Here is a 17,325-nt window from a genome sequence, read left to right on the forward strand (position 1 = left end):
GGCGGAGGCGGGACCGCCCCTGAGCCGACCTACCCTGGGGGCATGGGACGCTCTCCTTTCACTCTAGCCGCGGCAGTGACCGCCGCACTGCCCAGGGCGGAGGTCACGGGTGCGCGCAGTCTGAGCGCGGATGGCGAGGGGCGATTCGACTCCGCCGTCGCCTCGCTGGCCGACGGTCGCGAGCTCGCGATACGCGTCGCGGACGACGACGAGACGGCGCGTGAACTCGCCGCCGAGGCGATCGCGCTCCGTGCGCTCACCGACGGTGCCCGTGCCATGCTGCCGTTCCGCGTGCCCGCCTACATCGGCGAGACGCGCATCGGCGACGGACGCGCACTCGTCACCGAGCTTCTGCCCGGCTTTCAGATCGAGGCCCCCCTAGTACCGCCGGGACGCGGAGCCGCGCAGTCGATGGGCGCATCGATCGCCGCCGTGCACGGCCTGCCCACCTCGGTCGTCCGCGGGGCGGGACTCGCCACGCGCACCGCGGAGGAGAGCCGCGCCGAGCTGGAGCGTCTGGTCGACACCGCCGCCGCCACCGGCCGGGTGCCTGCACGTCTCACCGTGCGCTGGCGCGACGCCGTCGCCGACGACTCCCTCTGGCGCTTCGAATCCACCGTGGTTCTCGGGGGCGTGCAGTCGACCTCGTTCCTGTTCGAGGACGACCCGGAGCTCGGCCCCGAGGTCGTCGGCCTCCTCGGCTGGCACGGGCTCTCGGTCGGAGACCCCGCGCTCGACCTCTCCTGGCTCTCGGCAGCACCCGACGCCGCCGCCGACGTGCACGCCGCCTATGCCGGTGCGATCGACCGTGCACCCGACGCCGGCCTCGAGGTGCGCGCTCGCCTGCTCGCCGAGCTCGAGTTCGCCCGCTGGCTGGTGCACGGCGACTCCATGCACCGACCGGACATCGTCGACGACGCCGCCGCGCTGCTCGACGCTCTCGCCGAAGGCCTGCGCACAGACGATCTCAGCATCATCGACGCCCGCACCGCCGGCGTCGACTCCGCGCTGGATGCGCTCGACCGTGTGCCGAGGGGCGCTGTCACAGAGGTGGACACCTCCATGCACACGGATGCCTACAATCCCGAAGAGCTGTGGATCGAGGTTCCGGAGGAGTCCGACTCGGCGCAGACCGACACGGAATCGGTGGAGCCGGTGCGCACGGTCGGCACGGATCTGGATCACGATGACAGCGCCCACCGCACCGAGATGCTGAACGTCGAGACGGAAGACCTCTCCGAGGCGCGGAGCATCTTCGCAGGAACCCACAGCGCCGATGTCGGCGAGGCGACGCGTCCCGCCGCGCCGAACGCGGCGGCCGCGTACGACGAAGACGACTCGGACGAGGCTCAGCGCGCGGCGCGTGCGGCGCTCCAGCGCTGGAAGAGCTCCTCCTCCGAGTAGACCCGGTCGCCGCGGATGATCAGGTCGTCCGCGACGTAGTACAGCGCGACGTCGATCTCGTCCAGGGGCACGTCGAAGCGTCGGTGGTATGCGAGACGGTAGAGCGCGAGCTGCAGCATCCGCTCCTCGCGCTCGGCCGCCGTCCGCGGAGCCTTGCCGGTCTTCCAGTCCACGATCTCGATGCGATCGCCGCGGTCTGCTCGCCGGTAGACGGCGTCGAGCTTGCAGATGACGATGTGGGACTCCCCCGCATCCGGCCCGGAGAGACCGGCGCCGAGGGCGAAGTCGATCTCGATCTCGACGGCGATCGGCTGCAGCCCGCCCCACTCGCTGCGCTCGAACGTCGCCTGCAGAACCGCGAGATCGGCGGCGTCGGCAGGTGCACTCGGCCCTTCGGCCGCCCCGGGGTCACCGTACGCGGGCTGTGGCGGGGCCTCGTCCTCGTCGAGCTCCCAGAGCGCCTCGTCCACACGGCTGCCGACGCCCACGAGCTCGGACCGCTGCTCCACCCAGGCGTGGAAGAGCGTGCCGAGACGGGTCTGCCGGTACGGCCGCTCCGGCATGGGCCTGACGATGGAGGACAGCGTGCCGGAGAAGTCGGTGACGTAGTCCTTGAACCGCGATGCCGGCACGCGCGTGGGCGCTTCGGCATCGGTGCCACGCTGCCGGGCCGCACGCTCGGCCAACAGGCGGGCCAGCTCCACGGACGGTTCCGCCGTTCCGGCTCGGGCAGCATCCTCAACGGCCGCGGCTGCGGCGGAGACGACTCCTCGTCGAGCCCCCAGTGGGTCGAGCGGCCAGCGCAGGGTGGCACCGGGGCCGTCATAGGGGTTGTCGTCGGGGTCGACCGCTTCGATGGGATCGAGACCCTGCACATCGATGGCCTCGACGAGATAGGGACTCGGCGTGCGCGGTGACTTCTGCCCTGCCCAGTGCGCACCGCTGAGGAGCAGATCGGTGCGCGCACGCGTGACCGCGACGTACGCGAGACGCCGCTCCTCCTGCTGCTGATATGCCCTGTAGGCATCCTTGAAGCGTTTGATCGCGCCGCCCTGCGGGTTCGCCTTCGTCGCACCGCCGGACAGCGATGCCTGCGCGAGTCTCTGCCTCTTGACGGGGTCTTTCTCGTCGCCCATCGCCTCGACCGGATCCCACTCGAATCGGGGAAGCGCGTCTCTGTCGCCGCGGAGAGCGAACGGGACGACCCCGAATCCGAACCAGCCGGAGGTGTCGGAGACGCGGCTGGGGAGTTCGTCGACCACCAGCCGCACCACGGCGACGGCATCCCACTCCAGCCCCTTCGACCCGTGAATCGTCAGCAGCTGCACGACACCGGCCTCGGGCGGCTCCGGCCGCGGCATCAGCTCGTCGGTGCTCTCGGCCTTGTCGAGCCAGGCCAGCAGGCTGCCGATGCTTCCCCGATCGTCCGCGGCCAAGAAGGCGCGGACCTCGTCTGCGAAGGCACGCAGTTGCGTCGCGGCGACGCGGGCGGGCCCTCTGGTCTCGTTGGCGGCCAGCTCGATGTCGAGGCGCAGCTCGAGTTCGATCAGGCGGATCAGCTCGGGGATCGGCTGCGAGGATGCGCGGCGGAGGCGCTCCAGCATCTCTCCCGCCGCGCGCACCCGAGCCCTGCCGTCGGGGGTGATCGCCTCGAGGAGCCGGTAGTCGTCGCGCACTGCCCGCACCACGTCGACCGCGTCGATGATCGACACCGCCTCATCGGCACCGCGCGAGGAGCGCAGCCGCACGCGCACCTCCTCGGGCAGCGGCGCCATCGCGGGATCGCGCTCCGACAGCGTGCGGCCGAGGTCGTAGAGCGCGGCCATGTCGGCCACTCCGACTCCGAAACGCGGTCCGGTGAGAAGGCGGATGAGCGCCGACCCCGCGGTGGGGTCGTGCACGACCCGGAGTGTGGAGACGACATCGACCACCTCCGGCGTCGCCAACAGTCCGCCGAGACCGAGGATGCGGTGCGGGATGCCCCGCGCCGCGAGCGCCGCGGCGAAGGTCTGCATGTGCCGCTTCGACCGGAACAGGATCGCTCCGGTGTGCGCCTTACCGCCCTGTGCCTCGCCGGCGTTACGGGCTTCGTGTGCGGCCCGGCGCTCGGCGAACCACTCCGCGACGACCGACGCCTCCTCATCGACCGTGAACGGGAACTCCACCGTCACGGTGCCCTCTCCCGCGCCCGGACGCGGTTCCAGCGGCGGCACGTCGAGCCCCGGGCGCTGGAGCGGTTCGAGCACGCGGTTGGCGATCCCGAGGATGCCGCGGTCGTTGCGCCAGCTCGTCATGAGGCTGTAGGTCTGCGCCGCACCGGTGCGGGAGAATGTGCCGGAGAAGGCGTAGAGGTTGTCGGCGCTGGCTCCCCGCCACCCGTAGATCGACTGGTGCGGGTCGCCGACGGCCATCACCGCGGTGTCGCGGAAGAGTTCCGCGAGGAACCGGGTCTGGATGACCGATGTGTCCTGATACTCGTCGAGCAGCACCACCCGGTGCTGCCCGCGGAGCTCGTCGCGGACGTCGGGAGCGGACTCGACGATGTCGTAAGCACCGCCCACCTGGTCGGCGAAGTCGAGCACGCCGCGGCGCTGCTTCTCGGCGATGTAGTCGCGCACGAGGCGCGACAGCGTCGGCAGACTGAGGAGGTTCACCGCCGCCTTCTCGACATCGCCGTTGCCGCGATACGGCTCGAAAGCGAGGGCCTGATCCCGCGCGATGCGCTCAGCGAGATCGAGGTCGACACGGTGGTCGAGGGCGTCACCGGCCAGCCTCTGCACGGCATCGATGACCGTGCCGAGCGCGAACTCGATGTTCTCCAGCTCGGGGAGGTCGCTGCGCAGCACGACTTCCCGTGCCAGCATCCAGGAGGCGGCCTGACTGAGCATCGCCACGTCGGGATCCCGCCCGATGCGTGCCGCATGTTCGCGCACGATGCCGTCGGCGAAGGCGTTGTATGTCGAGACACGGGGCCGGATCATCAGCTCTTCCGCGGCACGCGGGGTCGCCGGATCCCACTCGGTTCCCCGGTGCGCGGCGATCTCATCGAGCACGTGTGCGCGCACCAGCTCGCGCTGACGGCCGGGTGCAGCCTCCTCGACCCTGCGCAATGATCCGTCGGCCACGATCTCCGCCAGATGCGGGAGCAGGCCGCGGCGACCGTACTCGTCGATGACCGCGAGACGATGGCCGATCCGCTCCGCGAGCTCGCCTGCGGCCTTGCGCGTGAAAGTGAGACCGAGGATCTCGTCGCGGCGCACGTGCCCGTTGGCGACGAGCCACACCACACGTCCTGACATCGTCTCGGTCTTGCCGCTGCCCGCACCCGCGACCACGAGAGCAGGCTCAGGCGGCGCCTCGATCACGCGTTGCTGGGCCGGCGTCGGCGATGGCTGCCCCAGCGCGGCGGCGATGTCGATGGCCGAGATCCCCTCGCCACCCTGCTCCGCCCGGTTCCACCCCGTCACGAGCTCACCGCCGGCACCGTGTGGATACGGCACGGATGCACCCGACGCTGCGTGTCGGCGCAGTGCGACTCGACCTGAGCGGTGAAGCTCGACGCCGACATGCCGCGGGCCGCATCCGCGACGCGCAGCAGGAAGGCCGAGCGCGACTCGTCGTCCAACGTGTGCTGATGGGCGATGCGGTAGTCGCTCTTGGCAAGAGTCTTGGAGACGATCACGAGCCGTGCTCCCGCCAGTGACGACGGCGGCGCCCCCTCGACCAGCCCCTGCTGCACGGCGACCTGATAGGCGGCCAACTGCGCATGCGCGAGCACGCCCGAGTCGGATTCGGGATCGTTCTTGCCCGTCTTCAGATCCACCACCACCGTGGGCCCGTCCGGACCTCCCGACATCCGCTCCCAACCGCGACCTCGCGCCGCGGGGTGCTCGCCCGCACCGGGCGGGTAGGCCTCCACCCGGTCGATGTAGCCGTGGATGATCGCTTGATTCGCCCGGTCCTCCCCCACCTCGTGGACGGTGGGCACGGCGTCGTCGGCCGACCCCGCCACGTCGACGGCGAAGCGGAACTCGACCTCGCTGCCGATCACCCGCCCACCCTCGCGGCGCACATCACCCAGGTAGGTGTGCAGCCGATCCACGAGCAGGTCGGCGCGACGGCGCTCCTTGCGTCCGATCCACTCGGTCTCGAAATCGAGCTCCGGCCAGTGCTCGGCCACGATCGCGCGCATCTTCTCGAGATCTCCCTCGGGAACCCGCTCCATCGCCTCGTGCACGATCGTCCCGATGCCGGCCGTGGGCGGCATCACCGTGTCACCGCCGAGAGCCGAGACCACCCAGTTGAGACCGCATTCCTCATACGACTCCATCTTCGAGGGTGAGACCCGCGCCCCCGTGACGGCGAGATCGCGCAGCGGCGCCGCGGTCGAGGGAGGGGTCATCCCGTACCAGTCCGCCGGATCCGCCCCCGGCACGCCCTCACGCGCGAGAACGGCGAGCTGCGCCGCGGCAGCCCGCCGCACCGGCTCGGCTGACACCGTGGTGAGGGTGCGCCGGTGGCGGGCGACGAGTCCGCGCAAGGTGAGCGGGTGCTCCGCCGATGCGTGCCGCTCCGGAGGTTCAGGGGCGGGCAGGAAGCCGAAGAACGGACTGGGCGTCAGGTCGTCGTCGTCCACCGCCGTGATCAGGAGACGGTCGCGCGCACGCGACACGGCGCGGACGAACAGCCGGAGCTCGTCGTGCAGCGCCGCACGTCGACGGTCCAGGGCTCCCGGAGGCTCGATGAGGGTCCCCGTGCGCGCAGCCTGGATCGCGTCGGGCAGGCGCCAGGTCTGCAGCAGACCGCCGCGCAGACGCACGTTCGGCCAGATGCCGTCCTGCACACCGGCGACCACGACGGCGTCGAACTCCGTACCCAGAGCGGTGGCGGGGGTCAGCAGCGTGACCTTCCCCGGCCGGTCGGGTGTCGACAGCGAATCCTCGGGGACCTCGCTGTCGAGGATGTCCCGCACGAAGACCTCGGGCTTCTCGTTCGGTGTGCGCTCGACGAAGCGCTTCGCCGCGTCGAACAGGGAGACCAGCGCATCGAGGGAACGGGCTGTCTCCGCCCCCGTCGGCAGCAACGAGATCTCACGCCAGGCGATCTGCAGACGCCTGCCGTCGACGGCCCTGGCCTGATCCCACACCCGCCAGAGCAGGTCGTGGATCGTCTCTCCCGCCGCCGCGCCACGGGCCAGCGCTTCGATCACCAGCGCGAAACGCTCGGCCGTGCGCGACTCCGGGGCGTCGATGAGCGTGAGGTCCGCCGGGTTCGCCATGGCCCGCCGCAGCAGCTCGCGCGCCGGCGTCGATCCCCCCTGTTCGAGTTCGACGTGGCGGAGTCGGGCACGCAGCCGGCGCAGGCCGATCGCGTCCATCCCTCCGAACGGGGTGCGCAGCGCCTCCTCGAGGGCTTCCGACGTGCGTTCCTGGACCGGGGTGAGCGCCAGGCGCACGATACCCACGATGTCGCGCACGATGCCCTCGCTGCCGAGCGGGCGTTGCACACCGGCCGCACGCGTCGGGATCTCCCTGGCGGCGAGTTCGGTCTCCAGCGTCGTCACCTGCCGCGTGTCGTGGGCGATGACCGCCATGCGATCCCACCGGATGCCGTCGGAGAGGTGCCACTCGCGCATCACTCCGGCTATGCGATCGAGTTCTTCGTAGGGAGACGGGGCGACGAACGTCGACACCCCGGCCTCGACCTCTTCGGCCGTCGCGGGCACGGGGGCGCGCCGATGCTCGACCCGGCCCGACACACCGATCGCCTGGGTCACCGTGCGGGTGAGGGCGGTGAGCGCCGGACGCTGGCGGTGCGGCCCGTCGAGCACGTGCACCTCTCCCAGAACCCCGGCGAGCTGTGCGAACAGCTCGGGGCTTGCTCCGCGGAACGAGCCGGAGGAGATGTCGGGATCACCGAAGGCCAGCACGGCGATCCCCCGGCTGCGCAGGGCCTTCACGACGGCGATCCCCCCACGCGTGAGCTCCTGCGCGTCGTCGATGAGCACCACGCGCAGAGGCGCGAGCGGGCCGAGGGCGGCCGTCTCGGCCGTGTGCAGGATGGTGCTCGCCTCGCTCAGCAGGTCGGCGGCGTCACGGTGGGCCGACCGGAGCGCGTCGAGCACCGCGCGGTACTCCACGAGGAACTCCGCCGTCGCCGCCCACACCTCGTTGCCTGATGCTCTCAGCTCCGCGGCGTCGACACCGATCTCCGTGCACTCGGCGAGGAATGCGCGCAGCTCCGAGCGGAACCCCTTCGACGCCCGCACCGAAGGGCTCAGCGCATCCGGCCACGGGATGCGTCCGTCTTCCGCATCGCCGCTGAGCAGCTCGGCGATGATCCGGTCCTGGTCGGCACCCGTCAGCAGCGCCGGCGGCTCCGCTCCCTCTCTCACCATCGCTCCACGCACCAGCTGGAAGGCGAAGGAGCCGAGCGACCGGGCCAGTGGTCCGGGCGTCGCCTGGCCGATGCGTACGCCGATCCGGTCGCGCAGAGCGGTCGCCGCCTGACGGTTCGGCGTGAGCGCGAGCACCTGCTCCGGGCGGAGCGCCTCGGCGTCGAGCAGGTGCACGACCCGGTCGATCAGGGTGCGCGTCTTACCGGTTCCCGGGGCCCCGATGATGACTCCGGATGCCGTCGGCTCCGCGGCGATCACAGCGCGCTGAGCAGTATCCGGTGTCATGCCTCCACGCTATCCGGACGCGCGGACATCGCCGTCCGCACCCGCCACGCTCACGCGCGTGACCGCGGCCTGTCCGCCTGTGCGCTCACGGCGAAACCGGGCGCCACCGCCGATCCCGCCCCGTGCTCGCGGGGTAGAGTTGGCGCAGTCCCCGAACTTCAAGGAGCACGCGTGGAAATCCGCATCGGCATCATCAACACCGGCCGTGAACTGAGCTTCGACACCGGCGCAAGCGCGGAAGAAGTCCGCACCCAGGTCGCCGCGGCGCTCGAGCAGAGCGCATCGCACGTGAGCTTCGCCGATGTGAAGGGCAACTCCTACATCGTCCCGACCGCGAACCTCGCCTACATCGAACTGGGCACCGAGGAATCGCGCCGCGTCGGCTTCGTCGCCTGACCCGACGATGTACATCCTCCTCGCACTCATCGGCGCGTGCGCTCTGGGAATCGCCGCGCACTTCCTGATGGGTGACCGTGAGCTGCGCGGCGTCGCACTGACTCCGTCGATCGCGACCGCCGTCTCGGCGATCACGTACACGGCCCTGCAGTGGGCGGGCCTCGGCGAGGACAGCATCTGGCTGTGGCTCGCGAGCGTGCTGGGAGCGCCCATCGTCGCGGCGCTGGCGACCGTGGCCCTCACCAGGCTCCGCAAGCGCTCCGACGCTCAGAACCGGGCAGCGCTCGGCATCTGACCCGCCGGGCTCCGCCTGTGAACGGACGAGGCGGTTCGAGCGAATCGTCCGCTACGACGCGAGTCCCATCGCGTCCATCCGTCGCGCGTGCGCGCCCATGAGCTCGGTGTACACGGGCTCGATGCGCTCCTCGTCGACGTCGAGGCGCTCCGGTCGCAGCGCGGAGCGGCACACGAGGATCGTGTCGCCGACCAGACGGCGGGCCCACATCGACAGGAGCGATCGCCACTCCTCGTCGCTCTCGATGGTCTCCTGGACGATGGCGACGATCTCGTGCCGAGCGTCGTCCTCACGGAGGATCTCCGCCACGCGGCGCCCGGTGTCCCCGTAGCTGGAGGCCAGCGCGAGGTAGAAGTCGTCGAGCATCCCGGCGGTGATGTACACCGCCAGCAGCGTCTCCCTGGGCCGCGCGCCGATGGTCTTGCGGCGGAAGGCGTCGAGGTTCTCCCGGAACGGGAGCATCAGCTGCGTCGGGTCGTCCCCGCGCTCGGCGATGAGGTCGACGATTCCTCGGTGCTTGGTCAGAGCGGCTCCGGCGGCGCGCGAGAGCGACTCCTTCTCGGAGAGCTCGGGCGTGGCCCGGATGAGGCGCGTCAGCGTCTCGAAGTAGCCCAGCTGCAGATAGGCGGCCTGACCGAGGAAGCGGTTGAGCTCGGGGGCGAGTTCGGCGAAGTCGATGCGCGTCGCATCCCCCTGATCGCCTCTGCTGCGCAGGGCCAGGGTGCGTCGCGGCGCGTCGTCGCGCTGCCAGAACCACTTAACCACGAGGTCGTCCTCCCGAGTCCACCACGTCGTTCACAATACTCGTGCCGGACCCACCTTCCTGGCCGATACCACCCCTCGGGTAGGCTGGGCGTGTCCCCGCCGTCGGAGCGGGGCCCGCGCCTGTGGCACAAGAGACGGCGTGGATCCGTTAACGTGGCGATCCCACAGGGTCGCCGGACAGGCAATCTGAATAAAGTGACAACTTTCGCCGATCTCGGCATCGACCAGGACATCGTCGACGCACTCGCCGCCAAGGGCATCGTCGACGCGTTCCCCATCCAGGAGCAGACCATCCCCCTCGGCCTTCCCGGCCAGGACATCATCGGTCAGGCCAAGACGGGAACCGGCAAGACCTTCGGCTTCGGCATCCCCGTCGTCCAGCGCCTCGGCAAGGACCCGGAGCACGGGGTCAAGGCGCTCATCGTCGTCCCCACGCGCGAGCTCGCAGTGCAGGTGTACGAAGACATCGACCTGCTCACCAGCAACCGCTCGACCAGCGTCGTGGCGATCTACGGCGGCAAGGCCTACGAGGGGCAGATCGACCAGCTCAAGGCGGGCGCGCAGATCGTCGTCGGCACGCCGGGGCGACTGATCGACCTCGCGGGCCAGCGCCTGCTCGACCTCTCGAACGCGACCGAGGTCGTGCTGGACGAGGCCGACAAGATGCTCGACCTCGGCTTCCTCGCCGACATCGAGAAGATCTTCCAGAAGGTCCCGGCCGTCCGCCACACGCAGCTGTTCTCTGCCACCATGCCCGGCCCGATCGTGGCCCTCGCACGTCGCTTCATGACGAACCCGATCCACATCCGCGCGAGCGACCCCGACGAGGGTCTCACGCAGGCCAACATCAAGCACCTCGTGTACCGCGCGCACTCGATGGACAAGGACGAGGTCATCGCCCGCATCCTGCAGGCCGAGGGTCGCGGCAAGACCGTCATCTTCACGCGCACCAAGCGCGCGGCGCAGCGCCTCGTCGACGAGCTGGGCGACCGCGGCTTCAACGTCGGCGGTGTGCACGGCGACATGGGCCAGGACCAGCGTGAGCGTTCGATGGCCGCTTTCAAGGCGGGCAAGCGCGATGTCCTCGTGGCCACCGATGTGGCTGCCCGAGGCATCGACGTCGACGATGTGACGCACGTCATCAACCACACGATCCCCGACGAGGACAAGACCTACCTGCACCGCGCCGGCCGCACGGGCCGCGCGGGCAAGACCGGCATCGCCGTCACCTTCGTCGACTGGGAGGACCTGCACAAGTGGGCCCTGATCAACCGGGCGCTCGAGTTCGGCCAGCCGGAGCCCATCGAGACCTACTCGTCGAGCCCGCACCTGTACGAGGACCTCAACATCCCCCAGGGCACCAAGGGCCGACTGGTGTCGGCACCCAAGACCGAGTCCGTCAAGACCGAGCGCACCCGTCGCCCGGAGCGCGCGGCCGATGCTGCTGCCGAGGGCACCGACGAAAGCGGCACGCGCCGTCGCCGTCGCCGTCGCAACAGCACGACCCCGGTCGGATCGACCTTCGCCGAGGGTGCAGCGGAGCCGACGTCGGGCGAAGGACATTCCGCGCCGTCAGCCGACCGCGGTGCCGAGGGTGCAGGAACGCATGACGGCGCCGGCAAGGAGCACCACGACGGCAAGCCGGCACCGGCACGTCGTCGCCGCCGTCGCCGCGGCGGTTCCGGGGCAGGCGCGGCTCCCGTCACCGGAGCCTGAGCTTCGACCGAAAGGGCGCATGCGTCCGGTTCACACCGGCGTATGCGCCCTTTCCCGTGCGCGCGCGGGGCGGCGCGATGGTCAGGGAACGCGCGGGGCGGTGCCGGTGCCGCGCGTCAGGAGCCTGACGACCATCTCATCGGCTGTGGTGTTCTCGCCGGGACGGTTCGGCTTGCCGGTGCCGTGATAGTCGCTGGAGCCGGTGACGATGAGGTCGTGCTTCGCGGCGATCTCGCGCAGCATCCTCTTGCCCGACTCCGTGTTCTCGCGATGCTCGATCTCGAACCCGCCGAGGCCTGCGTCGATGAGCCGCTCGATGAACGGCACCGGCATCATGCGGTCGCGGCCCGCCGTCACGGGGTGGGCGATGATCGCCACTCCCCCGGCCTCGGTGATCAAGCGCACCGCGGTGATCGGATCGGGCGCGTAGTGCGGCTCGTAGTACCCCTCCCGCGGATGCAGGATGCCGTCGAACGCCTCCGTCCGATCCCGCACGATCCCCCGCGCGACGAGAGCGTCGGCGATGTGAGGGCGTCCGACCGTCGCGTCGAGCGTCGTCTGCGCGACCACATCGTCCCAGTGCAGGTCGTAGTCGCGCCCGATGTTGCGCACGATGCGCTCGGCACGACCGATCCGGTCCCCCCTGATGCGATCCGTCTCGGCGCGCAGCGCCTCGTCCTGCGGATCGAAGAGATAGCCGAGCACGTGCACGCTGCGCCATTCGTGCTTCGCGGAGAGCTCCATCCCCGGGATGAACGTCATCCCGAGGGCGACGGCGGCATCTCCCGCCTCGGCCCATCCGGTGGAACGGTCATGATCGGTGAGCGCGAGCGTGCGCACCCCGTGCGCGTGCGCCTGCGCGACCACCTCGGCGGGCGACTCCGTGCCATCGGAATGGTTGGAGTGCAGGTGCAGGTCGGCGGGACCGGCGAACCCGTGGGACGAAGTGGCCATCCAACGAGCGTACCGAGCGTCGCCCGGTGCAGGCGCCGAGGCGCACGGAGGCGGATGTCGAGGCAGGGACTTCACAGGCGGCGCTCCTAGGCTGGAGGGGATGTTTCGTCTCCTGGGGATCCTGTTCACCGTGCTGCTCGCGATCGCGACGGCGATCGTCGTGTGGCCGCAGTTCTTCCGTCTCGAGCAGACCTACCCGTTCGCACAGCTCGTGTCGGCGCGCGGCCTCGTGCTCGGCGGATTCCTCGTGGTCGCGGTCCTCGCCCTCCTGCTGCTGTTCGCCCGCCCGCTGCGTGGATTCGCCGCCTCCGTGCTGATCGTCGCCCTTCTCGGTGCCGGCGCGACGGCGGCCATCGGCGCCACCCGCGGCTTCGGCGGCTCCGACCTCCCGGAGAAGACCGAGGGCAGCATCAGGGTGCTCACGTGGAACACAGCGGGCGAAGCCGTACCCGCCGAGGTGATCGCGCAGCGGATCCTCGATCAGGGTGCAGACATCGTCGCCCTCCCGGAGACCACCGAAGCCGTCGGCGAGCGCATCGCGATCATGCTGCGGGAGCAGGGTCATCCGATGTGGGTGCACCACGTGCAGTTCCGCCCCGATGTGCAGGACGGGCCGCAGTCATGGCAGACCACCGTGTTGGTCGCCCCCGACCTCGGAGAGTACTCCGTGATCGAGTCGGCGAAGGACGGCACGAGCAACACCGGCTCGGTGCCCAGCGTCGTGCTGATGCCGATCGACGGCTCCGGCCCCACCATCGTCGCCGTGCACGCGGTCGCCCCGCGCATGGAGGAGATGCAGCAGTGGCGCAGCGACCTCCAGTGGATCGCCGACCAGTGCCCCCAGGGCGACTTCATCCTGGCCGGCGACTTCAACGCGACGATCGACCATATGGCTCCGCTCGGCGTGGAAGGCGGCGACATCGGCTACTGCCGCGATGTCGCTTCCCGCACCGGCAACGGGCTCACCGGCACCTGGCCGAGCTCTCTGCCCGCGCTGGCGGGCGCGCCGATCGATCATGTGATGGCATCGCAGAACTGGTCTCCGACGGGATCCGTCGTGCTCGATGACGCCGGGGGGAGCGACCACCGCGCCCTGGTCGTGCAGCTGGAGCCCGCCGGCTGATTCCCGCGCCAGCCCGCCAGGTGACAGACTGGAGGGATGAGCACTGGAGAGCGCGACACGATCGCAGAGCCCACCGTCGAAGCGTCTGTCGAGAACGGCACCACCAACCGCAAGCAGCCCTTCCCTCAGGGCTTCCTCGACACCATCTCGACCGGTTGGGCCGAGCGGCCCGAGACGCTCCCCTCGCCGCGCGCACAGGCGCCGTACGCGGCGGTGCGGCGCGCAGCCGTCTCCGCGGCCTTCCCCGGCAAGCGTCTCGTGATCCCCGCCGGCTCGCTCAAGCAGCGCAGCAACGACACCGACTACGTCTTCCGCGCGCACTCGGCCTTCGCGCACCTCACCGGCTGGGCATCGGATGCCGAGCCCGATTCGGTGCTCGTCTTCGCCCCCACCGAGGGTGGTCACGACATCACGCTCTTCTTCCGTGAGCGCGCCGACCGCACGACGACGGAGTTCTACGCCGACGCCACGGTCGGAGAGTTCTGGATCGGTCCGCGCCCGTCCCTCGCCGGTGTCGCCGCCGACCTCGAGATCGCGACCGCGCACCTGGACCAGTTCGAAGCCGTCGAGGGCGAGCTCGTGCTCGACGAAGACGAGACCCTCACACGATTCGTGTCGGAGCTGCGCCTCGTCAAGGACGAGTTCGAGATCGCCGAGATGCGCCGTGCCGTCGAGATCACCGCGAAGGGCTTCGACGACATCATCCGCGAGCTTCCCGCGGCGACGGCGCATGCACGGGGCGAGCGTGTCGTCGAGGGCGTCTTCCACCGCCGTGCGCGTGAAGACGGCAACGGCGAGGGGTACGACACGATCGCCGCCTCCGGCCCGCACGCCTGCTACCTGCACTGGACGCGCAACGACGGCACCGTGGTCCCCGGCGATCTGATCCTGGTGGATGCGGGCGTCGAGGCCGACAGCCTGTACACCGCCGACATCACCCGCACGCTGCCCGTCTCCGGAACGTTCACCGAGGTGCAGCGACGGGTCTACGAGACCGTGCGCGAGGCCGCAGACGCCGCGTTCGCCGCCGCCCGGGTCGGAGTGCGCTTCCGCGACGTGCACGGCGCAGCCATGAAGGTCATCGCCGAGCGCACGGCCGAGTGGGGCCTGCTGCCCGTCACCGCCGAAGAGGCCCTGGACGCCGACAAGGGCGGCCAGCACCGTCGGTACATGGTGCACGGCACCTCGCACCACCTCGGCATCGACGTGCACGACTGCGCCCAGGCCCGTCGCGAGATGTACTACGACGGCATCCTCGCACCGGGCATGGTCTTCACGATCGAGCCCGGACTGTACTTCCAGATCGACGACCTCACGGTGCCGGCCGAACTCCGCGGCATCGGCGTGCGCATCGAGGACGACATCGTGATGACCGAAGACGGCCCCGTGAACCTCTCGGCCGGCATCCCCCGCACCGCCGACGAGGTCGAGGCCTGGATCGCGCGACTGCAGAGCTGACGCCGATGTTCGGATTCGTCAACTTCTTCGCCATCATCCTGGTCTACGGTCTCGCCGCGCTCGTCCTTGGTGCCGTCATCTACTTCGCCGTTCTTCTCGCGCTCAAGTCGCACACGCGATGGGTCGACCAGGGCAAACAGGGGCGGGCTCGGCCGTTCTGACGATGCACGAGGCTGCGCACACGGTCGACCTCGCGCTCGCGCGCGAGTTGATCGCCGCGTCGTTCCCCGAACACGGCGATGCGGTGCTCCGCCCTGTCGCCACCATCGGGACGGTGAACACGATCGTCCGTGTCGGGGAGGATCTGGTCGCCCGCTTCCCTCTCCTCCCCGTCGCACGGGCGGAGGCGGAGGCGGAGGCCGCGTCGATGACCGCGCTCGCGGTGAGCAGACCCTTCCCGGCACCGCTGCCTCGCGGCGTGGCCGACGGCAGCGCCGCCTTCCCCTCGGCCTGGTCGCTGCAGACCTGGCTCCCCGGCGAGACCGCCGGTTCCACCGCGCAGGCGGTATCCGTGTCGCTGGCCGAGGACCTGGTGACGCTGATCCGCGGGCTGCGGGCGACCGAGGTCGAGGATCGGGTCTTCGACGGCCGTGGCCGCGGAGGTACTCTCACCGACCATGACGAATGGGTGGCCGAGTGCCTGCACAGGAGTGGGCATCTTCTTGACACCGACCGCGCCACCCGACTCTGGACGGCGCTGCGTTCCCTGCCATCGGACGGCCCGCACGTGATGAGTCATCGCGACCTCACGCCGTTCAATCTTCTGGTCCGTGAAGCCGACGGCGTCACCCGACTGGTGGGGGTTCTCGACGGCGGCGGCTTCGGGCCCGCCGATCGGGCGCTCGACCTGGTCAGCGCCTGGCATCTGTTCGACGCTCCCGCCCGCGCGGTGCTGCGCGACGGAGTGGGGGTGAGCGACACCGAGTGGCTGCGAGGCGCGGCGTGGGCCTTCCAGCAGGCGATCGGGCTCGGCTGGTACTACGAGCAGTCGAATCCCCCGATGAGCACGCTGGGGCTCACGACGCTGCGGCGCCTGCTCGACGACCAGGAGCTGGCGACGCTGGAGCGGTGACGTCGGCGCGGTGACGTCGGCGCGGTGACGTGCTCAGCGATCGATGAACTCGGCGACGATCGGCGCGAGCGACGCCCCGATCTCTGCCGCGGGGCGCTTGTGCCCCTTGACCTCGAAGGTGTGGCCGGCACCCTCGACCCAGACCACGCGCGCATCCTGGCAGCTCGCGACGGCCTCCTCGAACTGCGTGATTGGCTGGATGAAAGGATCGTTCGTCCCCTCGACGAACAGCTGCGGCACCGTGATGCCCGGCAGATGCTCGATGCGCGGCTTCTCCGGCCGCCCCGGCGGATGCAGCGGATAGCCGAGGTAGGCGAGCCCGTCGACGAGCATGCCCTCGGCGACCGCCATCGACGCCATGCGTCCCCCATACGACTTCCCGATCGCCCACAGGGTCGCTGAGGGGGCGGACTCTCGTGCGAAGGCTGCGACGGCGTTCCAGGTGGCGATCGCGTGAGCGGCAGGTCCCGGCATCCGTCGTCCCTGCTCCACGTACGGGAAGTTGAAACGCAGGGTCGAGAAGCCGCTCGCACCGAGCGCTTCGACGTAGCCCGTGAGGAACGGGTGGTCCTTGCCGGTACCCGCGCCGTGCGCGACGATCACCGTCGCCCCGTTGTCACCGGGGGTCCAGTCTGCGGAGACGACAGTGGGACCGTTCGAGAGTTCGACCGGGATCTGGACCATCAGACGGAGAGTGCGCAGATCGCCGTCATGCCCGCTCCCCCTGGATGCCGTCCGCATCGGGGGCGGCATCGGGCTCGACCGGCGTCACCGTCGACGCCGCGGCAGTCCCGGCTTCCGGCGTCGCACCGGATTCCGGTTCGGAGACGGGCTCGGCCAGCGGGTCGGCGGGACGCGGCGGAATGACGGGCTCTTCGGGAGAGGGAGCGGGAGCGGTCGCACCGGGCGTGATCCGCTCACCGTAACGCGGCGGCTCATCGAGGTTGACCGGGGGGCGCACCGGGGCGACCTTGTTGGCGCCGAGCACCTGGCGGGCCTTGCCCAGCGATGTGGACAGGACCGTGACCTCGTAGTGGTCGGCCGCGAACTGCGTGACGCTCGCGAAGTCACGGCGACGACGCACGATCGCGTACGTGACGAGGCTCAGGAGCATGCCGACCGCGACGCCGATGAGGACGAAGCCCAGGAAGAGCTGGATCGGAACCTCGGGGTTGCCCAGCACGAGGATGGCGGCGAGGAACAGACCGATCAGCACGCCGTTGATCGCTCCGGAGCGCGCCGCGGCCGCATAGCCGAGCTTGCCGGTCACACGCTCCACGGTGCGCACGCTCTGTCCGACGATGGCGATGTCGCGCGCGGGCACCTCCCCGGCGATCAGCTTCGAGACCGTCTTCTGCGCGCTCTCGTAGTCGCGCATCGACGCGACGATCTCGCCGGTGTCTGTGCCGCTCGCGGGCCGGTTCAGCATGCTCATCCGGCTATTCTTCCACGCGCACCGT

Annotated in this window: 14 protein-coding genes; 8 read left to right on the forward strand and 6 right to left on the reverse strand. The window is 70.3% G+C overall.

Annotated features, from left to right (window positions below):
* Positions 1–42 precede the first annotated feature (42 nt).
* A complete protein-coding gene (locus ASD13_RS00145) occupies positions 43–1,404 on the forward strand; it encodes a hypothetical protein (RefSeq protein ID WP_235562434.1) in 1,362 nt (453 codons plus the stop codon).
* Here the strand turns inward: ASD13_RS00145 and ASD13_RS00150 are convergent.
* Positions 1,350–4,871 carry an ATP-dependent DNA helicase gene (locus tag ASD13_RS00150; RefSeq protein ID WP_082531356.1) on the reverse strand — a complete coding sequence of 1,174 codons (3,522 nt, stop codon included), beginning with the start codon at positions 4,869–4,871 and terminating at the stop codon, positions 1,350–1,352. The two genes, ASD13_RS00145 and ASD13_RS00150, sit on opposite strands and share 55 nt — an antisense overlap.
* On the reverse strand, positions 4,868–8,086 hold the full coding sequence (locus tag ASD13_RS00155) for an ATP-dependent helicase (RefSeq protein WP_082531357.1): 3,219 nt from the start codon (positions 8,084–8,086) through the stop codon (positions 4,868–4,870). Before ASD13_RS00155 ends, ASD13_RS00150 begins: the two co-directional genes overlap by 4 nt.
* 171 nt (positions 8,087–8,257) lie before the next feature.
* Between ASD13_RS00155 and ASD13_RS00160 the strand changes: the two genes are divergently transcribed.
* Entirely contained in the window at positions 8,258–8,482 is a 225-nt protein-coding gene (locus tag ASD13_RS00160; protein ID WP_017828623.1) for a DUF3107 domain-containing protein, read from the forward strand.
* A 7-nt stretch (positions 8,483–8,489) separates the two neighbouring features.
* The gene (locus ASD13_RS00165) at positions 8,490–8,777 is read left to right on the forward strand and encodes a hypothetical protein (protein WP_055864376.1); all 288 of its coding nucleotides are present in this window, start codon (positions 8,490–8,492) and stop codon (positions 8,775–8,777) included.
* 51 nt (positions 8,778–8,828) lie between these two features.
* On the opposite strand, the gene ASD13_RS00170 is transcribed toward ASD13_RS00165, so the two are convergent.
* Complete coding sequence (locus tag ASD13_RS00170; RefSeq protein ID WP_017828625.1) at positions 8,829–9,542, reverse strand: ferritin-like fold-containing protein; 714 nt, start codon at positions 9,540–9,542, stop codon at positions 8,829–8,831.
* Positions 9,543–9,737: 195 nt separating this feature from the next.
* Here ASD13_RS00170 and ASD13_RS00175 point away from each other — a divergent pair, with 195 nt between their 5' ends.
* On the forward strand, positions 9,738–11,258 hold the full coding sequence (locus ASD13_RS00175; protein ID WP_055864379.1) for a DEAD/DEAH box helicase: 1,521 nt from the start codon (positions 9,738–9,740) through the stop codon (positions 11,256–11,258).
* An 81-nt stretch (positions 11,259–11,339) separates the two neighbouring features.
* On the opposite strand, the gene ASD13_RS00180 is transcribed toward ASD13_RS00175, so the two are convergent.
* Entirely contained in the window at positions 11,340–12,212 is an 873-nt protein-coding gene (locus ASD13_RS00180; RefSeq protein ID WP_055864382.1) for a PHP domain-containing protein, read from the reverse strand.
* Positions 12,213–12,312: 100 nt separating this feature from the next.
* On the opposite strand from ASD13_RS00180, the gene ASD13_RS00185 reads away from it, so the two are divergent.
* The 4 genes from ASD13_RS00185 to ASD13_RS00195 are packed head-to-tail and all read left to right on the forward strand — an operon-like array spanning position 12,313 to position 15,865.
* Positions 12,313–13,335 carry an endonuclease/exonuclease/phosphatase family protein gene (locus tag ASD13_RS00185; RefSeq protein WP_055864385.1) on the forward strand — a complete coding sequence of 341 codons (1,023 nt, stop codon included), beginning with the start codon at positions 12,313–12,315 and terminating at the stop codon, positions 13,333–13,335.
* A 36-nt stretch (positions 13,336–13,371) separates the two neighbouring features.
* A complete protein-coding gene (locus ASD13_RS00190; RefSeq protein ID WP_055864388.1) occupies positions 13,372–14,793 on the forward strand; it encodes an aminopeptidase P family protein in 1,422 nt (473 codons plus the stop codon).
* Between the two features lie 5 nt (positions 14,794–14,798).
* Positions 14,799–14,954: a hypothetical protein gene (locus ASD13_RS17300; RefSeq protein ID WP_157535549.1), complete on the forward strand. Its 156-nt coding sequence runs from the start codon at positions 14,799–14,801 to the stop codon at positions 14,952–14,954.
* Between the two features lie 2 nt (positions 14,955–14,956).
* Positions 14,957–15,865, forward strand: coding sequence for a phosphotransferase (locus tag ASD13_RS00195; protein ID WP_055864391.1), 909 nt, complete (start codon positions 14,957–14,959; stop codon positions 15,863–15,865).
* Positions 15,866–15,898: 33 nt separating this feature from the next.
* Here the strand turns inward: ASD13_RS00195 and ASD13_RS00200 are convergent, their stop codons facing one another.
* Positions 15,899–16,549: an alpha/beta hydrolase family protein gene (locus ASD13_RS00200; protein ID WP_235562435.1), complete on the reverse strand. Its 651-nt coding sequence runs from the start codon at positions 16,547–16,549 to the stop codon at positions 15,899–15,901.
* Positions 16,550–16,574: 25 nt separating this feature from the next.
* The gene (locus tag ASD13_RS00205) at positions 16,575–17,300 is read right to left on the reverse strand and encodes a general stress protein (RefSeq protein ID WP_055864394.1); all 726 of its coding nucleotides are present in this window, start codon (positions 17,298–17,300) and stop codon (positions 16,575–16,577) included.
* Between the last annotated feature and the right edge of the window lie 25 nt (positions 17,301–17,325).

It is taken from the genome of Microbacterium sp. Root1433D1, from assembly GCF_001426835.1.
GTDB classification, from domain to species: Bacteria; Actinomycetota; Actinomycetes; order Actinomycetales; family Microbacteriaceae; genus Microbacterium; species Microbacterium maritypicum.

Coding starts and splice junctions, on each gene's coding strand:
- ASD13_RS00145 (WP_235562434.1), top strand. CDS start 43: ATGGGACGCTCTCCTTTCACTCTAGCCGCGGCAGTGACCGCCGCACTG.
- ASD13_RS00155 (WP_082531357.1), bottom strand. CDS start 8,086: ATGACACCGGATACTGCTCAGCGCGCTGTGATCGCCGCGGAGCCGACG.
- ASD13_RS00165 (WP_055864376.1), top strand. CDS start 8,490: ATGTACATCCTCCTCGCACTCATCGGCGCGTGCGCTCTGGGAATCGCC.
- ASD13_RS00180 (WP_055864382.1), bottom strand. CDS start 12,212: ATGGCCACTTCGTCCCACGGGTTCGCCGGTCCCGCCGACCTGCACCTG.
- ASD13_RS00185 (WP_055864385.1), top strand. CDS start 12,313: ATGTTTCGTCTCCTGGGGATCCTGTTCACCGTGCTGCTCGCGATCGCG.
- ASD13_RS00190 (WP_055864388.1), top strand. CDS start 13,372: ATGAGCACTGGAGAGCGCGACACGATCGCAGAGCCCACCGTCGAAGCG.
- ASD13_RS17300 (WP_157535549.1), top strand. CDS start 14,799: ATGTTCGGATTCGTCAACTTCTTCGCCATCATCCTGGTCTACGGTCTC.
- ASD13_RS00195 (WP_055864391.1), top strand. CDS start 14,957: ATGCACGAGGCTGCGCACACGGTCGACCTCGCGCTCGCGCGCGAGTTG.
- ASD13_RS00200 (WP_235562435.1), bottom strand. CDS start 16,549: ATGGTCCAGATCCCGGTCGAACTCTCGAACGGTCCCACTGTCGTCTCC.
- ASD13_RS00205 (WP_055864394.1), bottom strand. CDS start 17,300: ATGAGCATGCTGAACCGGCCCGCGAGCGGCACAGACACCGGCGAGATC.